General features: G+C 46.5%; 4 protein-coding genes and 1 pseudogene. 3 read left to right on the top strand and 2 right to left on the bottom strand.

The window, feature by feature from the left end; all coding sequences use genetic code 11:
- Nucleotides 1-345: 345 nt before the first annotated feature.
- Nucleotides 346-696, bottom strand: a pseudogene (locus tag ETC02_RS15620) (alpha-amylase family glycosyl hydrolase); the annotation flags it as partial.
- Between the two features lie 326 nt (nucleotides 697-1,022).
- On the opposite strand from ETC02_RS15620, the gene ETC02_RS15625 reads away from it, so the two are divergent.
- The 3 genes from ETC02_RS15625 to ETC02_RS15635 all read left to right on the top strand — a co-directional run bounded on the left by ETC02_RS15625 (nucleotide 1,023) and on the right by ETC02_RS15635 (nucleotide 7,738).
- The gene (locus tag ETC02_RS15625) at nucleotides 1,023-6,005 is read left to right on the top strand and encodes a pullulanase X25 domain-containing protein (RefSeq protein ID WP_171698399.1); all 4,983 of its coding nucleotides are present in this window, start codon (nucleotides 1,023-1,025) and stop codon (nucleotides 6,003-6,005) included.
- 213 nt (nucleotides 6,006-6,218) lie between these two features.
- Nucleotides 6,219-6,827, top strand: a complete 609-nt coding sequence (locus ETC02_RS15630; protein WP_050367845.1) for a type IV toxin-antitoxin system AbiEi family antitoxin domain-containing protein — start codon at nucleotides 6,219-6,221, stop codon at nucleotides 6,825-6,827.
- Nucleotides 6,827-7,738, top strand: coding sequence for a nucleotidyl transferase AbiEii/AbiGii toxin family protein (locus tag ETC02_RS15635; RefSeq protein ID WP_050367844.1), 912 nt, complete (start codon nucleotides 6,827-6,829; stop codon nucleotides 7,736-7,738). Before ETC02_RS15630 ends, ETC02_RS15635 begins: the two co-directional genes overlap by 1 nt.
- Before the next feature lie 361 nt (nucleotides 7,739-8,099).
- Here the strand turns inward: ETC02_RS15635 and ETC02_RS17525 are convergent, their stop codons facing one another.
- Nucleotides 8,100-8,891, bottom strand: a complete 792-nt coding sequence (locus ETC02_RS17525; RefSeq protein ID WP_050367843.1) for a hypothetical protein — start codon at nucleotides 8,889-8,891, stop codon at nucleotides 8,100-8,102.
- Nucleotides 8,892-9,274 lie beyond the last annotated feature (383 nt).

Genomic DNA, 9,274 nt, shown 5'->3' on the forward strand with positions numbered 1-9,274 from the left:
TGACTAATTGTTCCTCCAGCTCTTTTAATAAAGGCCATTCTGTGGTAAGATGTTTCATGGACTCTCTCCCTCCTGTTTTGTTGATGTTGACAATCACCATCATAGCAGGGAGAGAGTCCTTTTTGCATGACATTTGCTTTTTTCTACCGCGCTTCGCTTGGTGGCCCCGACGAGCGTCGCGAACAAAAGTTCGCAACCCTCGTCGGGGATCATTTCGGAATGTCACCCACAAATATTTTACTCACACCTGATGCAACCCCAAGTCAAGGAAGGAGGACGAAGTCCGCTCGCACTTCTGGGGAGTTGCAAGCCCCCACTTCAAGCGTTAGCGAAGTGGGGGTAGTTGACGAGAGTATTGGTCATTAACGTGCGCATATCAAATGCGCCCCCTGATTTGGAAGCGGTATAAAATTTGTTGTGTAACGGGGCATCAAACAAAGACATCGTTCCGTTTGTTTTCGTAATGTAATTGTGCAACTTGTTGATGTCATAGCTCCAATATTCCCCGACGGTAAATAGCGGCTTGCCAGTCTGAGAACGCACATACGACAACCAATCAGGAAAAAAACTGAACTTAATATGCTTGACGGCATCAAGCCGGAACCCATCAATGTTCGTTGTGTTGACATACCATTTCCCCCAGTTTTTCAGCTCAGTCACGACTTCGGGATGATCCATATCAAGGTCGGCATACAGTTAGCACAATGCCCTTCCCCCTTAATCAAATGTTACATTCGACGGTTTGGATTCCAAAAAATGAAGGGAAATGATTGCATAAAAAGAGTAAACAGGAAGCAAAACCTCGAACGGTTACGTCTATTATAATTTTTATTTGTAATCGTTTTCAATATCGAATTTAAACGATTTTGAGTTAGGAGTGAATCGAAAATAAAAAACAGAGGGGAATATAGTTGAAATATTCTGTTTATTCGTATAAGATAAAGATTGATGAAATCGTTTGCATCAACCATTTTGCGCAAACGATTGCACAAAGAATATAAAAAGGAAAGGAGAGAAGGAAGTTGGCCAAACAAAGGAGAAGGGAGCGGGGGATGATCAAGAGGGCAAGGAGAATGCTATCATTGGTTTTGGCATCGGTGTTGTTGCTGGCATTGACTCCTTTCCAGGCGGTTGCCGCTGCGAACGAGGCAGGAAGTTCTAGCGCTCTAGGGAATGGAGCGCATCGGTGGACGGCCGAATCCACGGCCTCGCAACCACGGACGATCACGCTAGTCGGCAATTTGCAAGATGAGTTGGGCCATACGGCGGAATGGGACCCGGGGGCATTGGCGACGAGGATGCATGATGAAGGGAATGGGCTTTATACATTCACCGGGACGCTGCCAGCCGGGACCTATGAGTACAAAATTGCGGTCAACGGCAGCTGGGATGAAAATTACGGCGCCGGTGGTCGCAATGGCGCAAATCTGGTGTTGAAGCTGGATCGGCAAACCGAGGTGACGTTTTATTACAATGACCGGACGCATGCGATCGCGGATTCGACATGGTATACGGCGATTGCGAAGGAGAAACAGCCGCGTCTTGTCGGGACGGTGCTGCCGGCCATCGGCTATGAGAGGGAGAGCAACGGATGGACTCCGGGGACATCGACGGCGCTGTTGACCGATGATGATTTTGACTCGGTGTACACGTTTAAGGCGCAGGTGCCGAAAGGATCGTATGAATATAAAATTGTCCTCGGAAACAATTGGAATGAGAGCTACCCACAAGAGAATGCACGCTTAAATGTTTTGGAAACGACGATCATTACATTCTTCTTCAATGCGAAAACAAAAGAGGTGTACACCGACTACAACCCCAATGGCTCTGACGGTGTTGTTCAGAAAGACCAATTAAAACACAATACATGGGATACGTTGTACCGCCAGCCGTTTGGCGCGGTGAAAGCGGGAACGAAGGTGACGCTTCGTCTGGCGGCGAAAAAAGGGGATTTGACGAAGGCGGATGTGTATGTGAAAAATGCAACGACCGGAACCGCCAAAGTCTACACGATGGAAAAAGTCGGCGTGCTCGGGGATGATGAATATTGGGAGGCTGTGTTCACCCCTTCGACGCCCGGGGTGTACGGGTATAAATTTATTGCTCAAGATGCCGGAACGAAAGTGGAATACGGCGAAGATACGCAAGAAGGGCAATGGGGGAAAGCGGTGGACAGCCGCGCGGAGCTGTTTCAACTGACGGTGTATGATCCGGATTACAGGACGCCCGACTGGATGAAAGAAGCGGTGGTGTATCAAATTTTCCCGGATCGGTTCTTCAACGGCAATCCTTCCAACGACAACAGTAAGCAGCAGGCACGCGGGGCGCAGCCGATTGAGCATCGCGATTGGTCGGATTTGCCCGATAATCCGCGCCTGAAAGGAACGAGCGGCTACGATGGCGACGGCGAATGGTCAAATGACTTTTTCGGCGGAGACATCGCCGGAATTGAACAAAAGTTGGATTATTTGCAGTCGCTTGGGGTGAACACGATTTACTTAAATCCGATCGCCAATGCGCCATCGAACCATAAATATGATGCGAGCAATTACAAAGAATTGGATCCGATGTTCGGTTCCCCGGAAGAATTCCAATCGTTTGTGCAAGCGCTTGCGAACCGGGGAATGCATCTCATCTTAGACGGGGTGTTCAACCACGTATCCGACGATTCGATTTACTTTGACCGCTACCACCGCTATCCGACCGTCGGCGCGTATGAATATTGGGAAGCGGTTTACGATTTGATGAATGAAAAAGGATTGAGCGAGGAGGAAGCGCGGAAACAGGCAGAGGAGACGTTCAGACAACAAGGACAAGAGTTCAGCCCGTATGGATTTCACCTTTGGTTCCATATTGAAAACAAAAAAGTCGATGGCCATTATCAATACCAATCATGGTGGGGCTATGACAGTCTGCCGGAGTTTAAGTCGGTGACGGGGGAAAAAGTGCCGCATCCGAGTGAATTGAACAACGATGCGCTCGCGAACTACATTTTCCGCGAACCGGATTCGGTGGCGAAAAGCTGGATTGCCCGCGGCGCCTCCGGCTGGCGGCTCGATGTGGCCAATGAGGTGGATCCGGCGTTTTGGCGCGAGTTTCGTCAAGAGCTGCTTCACGGATCGTACGACCGCGGCCCGACGTTAAAAGAAGGGGAGCAGCCGCTCATTTTAGGGGAAATTTGGGATGACGCATCGAAATATTTTCTAGGCGACCAGTACGATTCCGTGATGAACTACCGGTTCCGCGGGGCGGTGCTTGACTTTTTGAAAAACGGAAATGCGGAGGAAGCGGACAAGCGACTGACGGCCATAAGGGAAGACTACCCAAGTGAAGCGTTTTATGCGCTGATGAACTTAATCAGTTCGCATGACACGGCGCGGGCGGTCTTTCTGCTTGGGAACGGAACGGATTCATCCGAGCGGGCGGAGCTTGATCCGAATTATAATGAGGAACTTGGGAAAAAGCGGCTCAAGCTGGCGGTGATTTTGCAGATGGGATACCCGGGAGCTCCGACGATTTATTACGGCGATGAAGCGGGAGTAACAGGCTCAAAAGACCCAGACAACCGCCGCACGTATCCGTGGGGCAAAGAAGATCAAAATCTGTTGTCCCATTATCAGAAAGTGGGGCACATTCGCCAGCGCCATCAATCGCTGTTGGCCCATGGCGACATCAAGACGGTGTATGCGCAAGGGGATGTATACGTATTTGCCCGCCAATACGGGCGTGAAGTGGCGCTCATTGCCGTCAACCGCGGCAATGAGGACAAGACGGTGGCGCTTGACGTCGCTTCGTTGCTTCCGAACGGCACCGTGCTTACGGATGAGTTGCATGATGGCGAGAAAGCCACGGTCGCTGGCGGAACGTTGACGGTCACGATTCCGGCCCTGGATGGACGGATGATGTTTGGGACGGTGACGGTGGAAATGCCGGCAGCAGTCAGCAAATTGCAGGCGAGCCCTTCGGATGGCCGTGTCATGTTAACGTGGGAAGGAAATGCGTCGAGATACCGAATTTACGAGTCCACGTTAAGAGGGGCCGGTTATACGATGGTGCAAGAGACGGAAACAACTTCGGCTACGATCGGTTCGTTGACGAACGGAACAGCCTATTACTTTGCCGTTTCGGCGGTCGATGAAAACGGGAATGAATCACCGAAGGTCGAAACGAATCGCGTCGTTCCTCATTACCCGCTGACGAGCGACAATGTCCAGTTCGTGACAACGTTAAGCGATGCCACACTGGATTTGTCAAAGCCGCAGCAAGTGGATGTCCATGTCAACATCGACAATGTGACAAGCAAAGGAGCAGCTGATGGGTTGCAAGCGGTGTTGCAAGTGAAAGGCCCGCATGACGAAACATGGAAAGAATACAGAGCGTCCTACCAAGGACAAGACGGCGACGCCAACGTGTTCCGGGCTTCCTTCACTCCGCTCGCCGCAGGGACGTATACGTATCGTTATGCGCTGACGACCAATCTCGGCAAGGAATGGGTGTATACAGCAGAGAAGCAAGTGACGTTTGCGGCAGACAGCAGCGACCAAATAGCGCCAGCAGACGCCATCGAGCTGCGGCAGCCTGCGGTTGAATCCGGACAAGTGAATTTATCATGGACGTTTGTTGGGAAAAAAGATGGAGATGCTTATTTGTTAGTCATCGAGCGCAACGGTGATATCGTGCATACAACCACTTCGATCGGCGATTCATTTACAGACTACGATGTCGAAAACGGCACCGAGTATGCGTACGTTGTCAAGCTGTATGACCGCGCTGGAAATGTCACCGCGTCCAACACGGTCAAAGTGAAGCCGGACATTGTGATGGTGAAAGTCATTTTTAAAGTCAAAGCCCCAGACTATACGCCGTTAGATGCCCGAATTACGATTCCGAACAGTTTGAATGGCTGGAACACAGGGGCATGGGAAATGTCGCGCAATGGAGCGGTGACGCCTGATTGGCAATTTACAACTGAAGTGCAAGAAGGGGAAACGATCACGTATAAGTATGTGAAAGGCGGGTCGTGGGATCAGGAAGGACTGGCTGATCATACGCCTGTAGACAATGGGGATGATGATGTCAGTTATTATGGATACGGCTCGATCGGCACGGATTTGAAAGTGACCGTTCACAATGAAGGAAACAATACGATGGTTGTGGAAGACCGCATTTTGCGCTGGATCGATATGCCGGTGGTCATCGAAGAGGTGAAAAAACAAGGGAGTCAAGTGACGATCAAGGGCAATGCCATTAAAAACGGTGTTTTGACGATCAATGGCGAGCGGGTGCCGATTGATGGCCGGATGGCATTCTCGTACACGTTTGCGCCGGCCAGCCATCAAAAAGAAGTGTCGATTCATATTGAACCATCGGCCGAAAGCAAAACAACCATTTTCAACAACGACGGCGGAGCGATTGCGAAAAACACGAAAGATTATGTGCTGAATTTAGAAACGAAGCAATTGCGCGAAGGGAAGTTGACAACGCCGCCAAGCAACGGCGATTCTCCGGGAAGCGAAACGCCGTCCCATGACGGAGGGGCAACGCCAGGCAACGGCACCTCTCCGGGCAGCGGTGGTCCATCGGATGGCGCATCCCCTGGAGGGAGCGTTCCTCCGGGCGGCACAGCTCCACCGGGAAACGAAGCGCCTCCATCCAGACCACCGCAAAAACCGTCTCCATCGAAACCAAAAGAGAAACCGAGAAAGCCAACCACTCCTCCAGGCCAAGTGAAAAAAGTGTACTGGGATGGCGTGGAGTTGAAAAAAGGGCAAATCGGCCGCTTGACGGTGCAAAAGCCGATCAATCTATGGAAGCGGACGAAGGATGGGCGCCTTGTGTTCGTCCGCATCTTACAGCCTGGGGAAGTATACCGCGTCTACGGGTATGACGCGCGCTTCGGCGGGCAGTACGCGGTCGGCGGCGGGTATTACGTAACAGACATCGACACGCACATTCGCTACGAAACGCCGTCAAAGGAGAAGTTGAAGTTGGTGAATGGGGAGTAAGCAAGAAAGCGAGGCTGTCCGAATGAATGGGGCAGCCTCGCTTTTATATGTGAAAATAACGGCAGGAATTTTACTTATGGTCGGCATATAATAATAAGTGAATGCATTAAGATGAAAAAAGAGGGATATTGCGAGTAATCGAGAATAAGTATATTAAACGTTTGCAATGAGTGATAAATGCCGACATTTAGGTGAAAAGAGTGGTGATCATGAATGAAGAAAGAAGTAAGCAAAATCATAAAAGATATTTTTGTGCGTCAAAAAGGATTTGCGAAGACAGAAGACTTAACCAGAGAAGGAGTGAGCAAATATTATATTCGAAAGTTCGAGCAAAATGGAGAAATCATTAGGATAAAACGTGGGCTGTACCGTTATGTTGCATTTGAAAGTGATCAAAATGAAGAAGTGGTTGAAGTATCAAAAGTGATCCCGAATGGTGTTCTTTGTCTTTTGTCGGCATTGTCTTTTTATGAGTTAACAACTTATAACCCGTGGGAGTACCAAATTGCTATTGAAAGAAAATCAAGGAAACCCCGTTTGCCCGATTATCCGCCAATTAAAATTTTCTATTTTTCAAAAAAACAGTTTGAATATGGAATTGAAGAAGTGGAGGTAGGTGGCCATAAAATAAGCATTTATAATCGTGAAAAAACGATTTGTGATATTATTCGATACAGAGAAAAAATAGGAATCGATTTAATGAAAGAAGGTTTGCGAAATTATTTGCAAAGTCCTGAAAAAAACATAAATAAACTGGTGGAATGTGCTGAGAAAATGCGCATCAAGACCGTTTTATTAAAATACTTAGAGGTGCTTTTATAATGGGAAATGTTAAAAATATACCTGCTTCAGTTGGAGAAAGACTAAAGAATATTGCTAAACAAAGCGGAAAAACCTTTGATTTCATTTTATTGTTGTATTTTCAAGAAAGGTTGCTATATCGACTTTCCATTTCTCATTATCGGGATCAATTTGTTCTAAAAGGCGGTCTCTTTTTATTTTCCTTAACACAATTTCAATCTAGGCCAACCAAAGATATTGACTTTTTAGCCAGACAAATTTCGAATGATATTCAATATATCAAAGCTGCGTTTGAGTCCATTTGTACGTTAACTGCTGAAGAAGATGGAGTCGAATTTGATGTAAAGGGCATTACGGCTGAACGAATTAAAGAGGGTGCTGATTATGAAGGGATTCGTATGAAAATTCCGGCAGCACTTGGCAAAATAAAAAAGCAATTGCAACTGGATATTGGGTTTGGTGATGTCGTGATCCCAAAACCACAAGAGATGCAGTATCCTACTTTATTAAATATGAAGCCCCCGGAGATTCGAGTCTACTCAACTTATTCAGTAATAGCTGAAAAGTTTGAGGCGATGATCTCACTATCTGTTGTCAACAGTAGAATGAAGGATTTTTATGATGTTTTCACACTTTTATCAACCGAGAATTTTGATGGACGCGTCTTATGGGAAGCCATATTTGAAACCTTTCAAAGACGTCGAACGAATTTAGAAAAAGAACATCCTGTGTTTTCACCTTCTTTTGCAGAAGATGGGAGCCGAAACAAACAGTGGAAGGCATTTTTGCAAAGAACGGGTATAAAAGAAGATCTACAGTTTCCCTTCGTCATGGAGAAAATTCGAGATTTTCTTTTTCCTGTATATGACTCAATTTTAAAAGAAAATGAATATTGGAAAATGTGGAATAGCCGGACTCTTAAATGGGAGTAACGAAGAAGACAACAACGGACAACGTGTAAGACATCGACACGCACATCCGCTACGAAACGCCGTCAAAGGAGAAGTTGAAGTTGGTGAATGGGGAGTAAGCAAGAAAGCGAGGCTGTCCGAATGAATGGGGCAGCCTCGCTTTTTGCACGCTATTGTTCGCTCGTGACCGTAACCGCCAACCCGTCCGCATCATAGGAAAGGGCAATCACAAGGCCGTCTTTGTGAAATACGAGTGCAGGCGGGTAGCCTTGGCCAGAATCGGACTGTTCATACTGGTTTCCAAATAGCGTGATGAGCTGTTGTTTCAGATTGTTGTAAATCGCTGTGAGCTGATCGTTTGTGTACTCCCTTTTGAGATCTATTAATCAAAAGCGTCAGGATTTATAACAACCTCCTCAGTTAGGAGTAGCAGTAAGGAGGCTTCCTCACTTGATCCTGTCAATACCGGAATGGAATATCCACACGAACCCGAGTAACCCACTATCAAGTCAGTTGGTAATGTTTTAGGATATTCTGCCACACAGTTATTTCCAACATCAATAGACCAAGGTTTGTTTACAATTTTGGTTAACTTCTCTATTTCATTTAACACTTTCTCTGCCCAAATTTCTAAAGGCTTTATATACCTACCGTCACGCTTTATGTTCATAGTGTCATACATAGCAAATATACGTTTTAAACTTTTTTGAGGAATATTATTAGCCTCTATATACAGCTCTCCGTCTACTTCTCTAATGGTCCATTTGCCTAATGAAATCTTCTCATTACCATTTATGATTTGAATAGAACTTAATTTTTTAGCGTATTGATCTAATACTACCTGTTCCAACTTTGCTTTAGAAGGAGTTTCATATTTTACACGACCGTCACGATTTATGTAGTATCCACCTCCTAAACCTAACATGCCCGGCTTAAATGTGTAAATGCGGAATGTTTGCCCCGGCTTTAGATTTCGAACAAATACCTTCTTGTTTCCCACTAGCTTATAAAGTGGCGTTTGTTTTAAAACGGTTAATCTACCAATTTGCCCCGGCTTTAGCTCTGCACCATCCCAGTAAACTACTGCCTCTGCCTTGTTACTTACTGAAGGCAAGAAACTAAAACCTAATGCCAACACAAGGGCGCAAATTATTGGTTTAATCCCCCTAAACATATAAATACCCCCCTAATTGAGTAATATTTTACAATAAAATAATACAACAATTGTAACAAATAGGGAATTGGTATTATGTCAAGAAAATAGAGATTTTTTCTACCGCACTTCGCTTGCTGGTCTTGTCAGGGAATGAAGGTGTAATCATCTTTCATTCCCTGACAAGGAAATATATAGATGCACATTGAAACATTAACGTCCGTATAAGTGGCTTCCACCCCGGTTATACTGCTCCTAGGTACTTCACGAAGAAAAGGAGCGGAAACGGAATGAAACGATTGAAAATCACCAATGACCATGGATGGACGCCACGAACCCTTCGAAAGGAAGAGAAAAAAATCAAAAACATTTCCCTGCGTCAACGCGTCATGGCCGTTCGCCTC

The sequence above is a fragment of the Geobacillus sp. DSP4a genome, from assembly GCF_013096875.1.
Taxonomy (GTDB): domain Bacteria; phylum Bacillota; class Bacilli; order Bacillales; family Anoxybacillaceae; genus Geobacillus; species Geobacillus thermophilus.

Coding starts and splice junctions, on each gene's coding strand:
- ETC02_RS15630 (WP_050367845.1), top strand. CDS start 6,219: ATGAAGAAAGAAGTAAGCAAAATCATAAAAGATATTTTTGTGCGTCAA.
- ETC02_RS15635 (WP_050367844.1), top strand. CDS start 6,827: ATGGGAAATGTTAAAAATATACCTGCTTCAGTTGGAGAAAGACTAAAG.
- ETC02_RS17525 (WP_050367843.1), bottom strand. CDS start 8,891: ATGTTTAGGGGGATTAAACCAATAATTTGCGCCCTTGTGTTGGCATTA.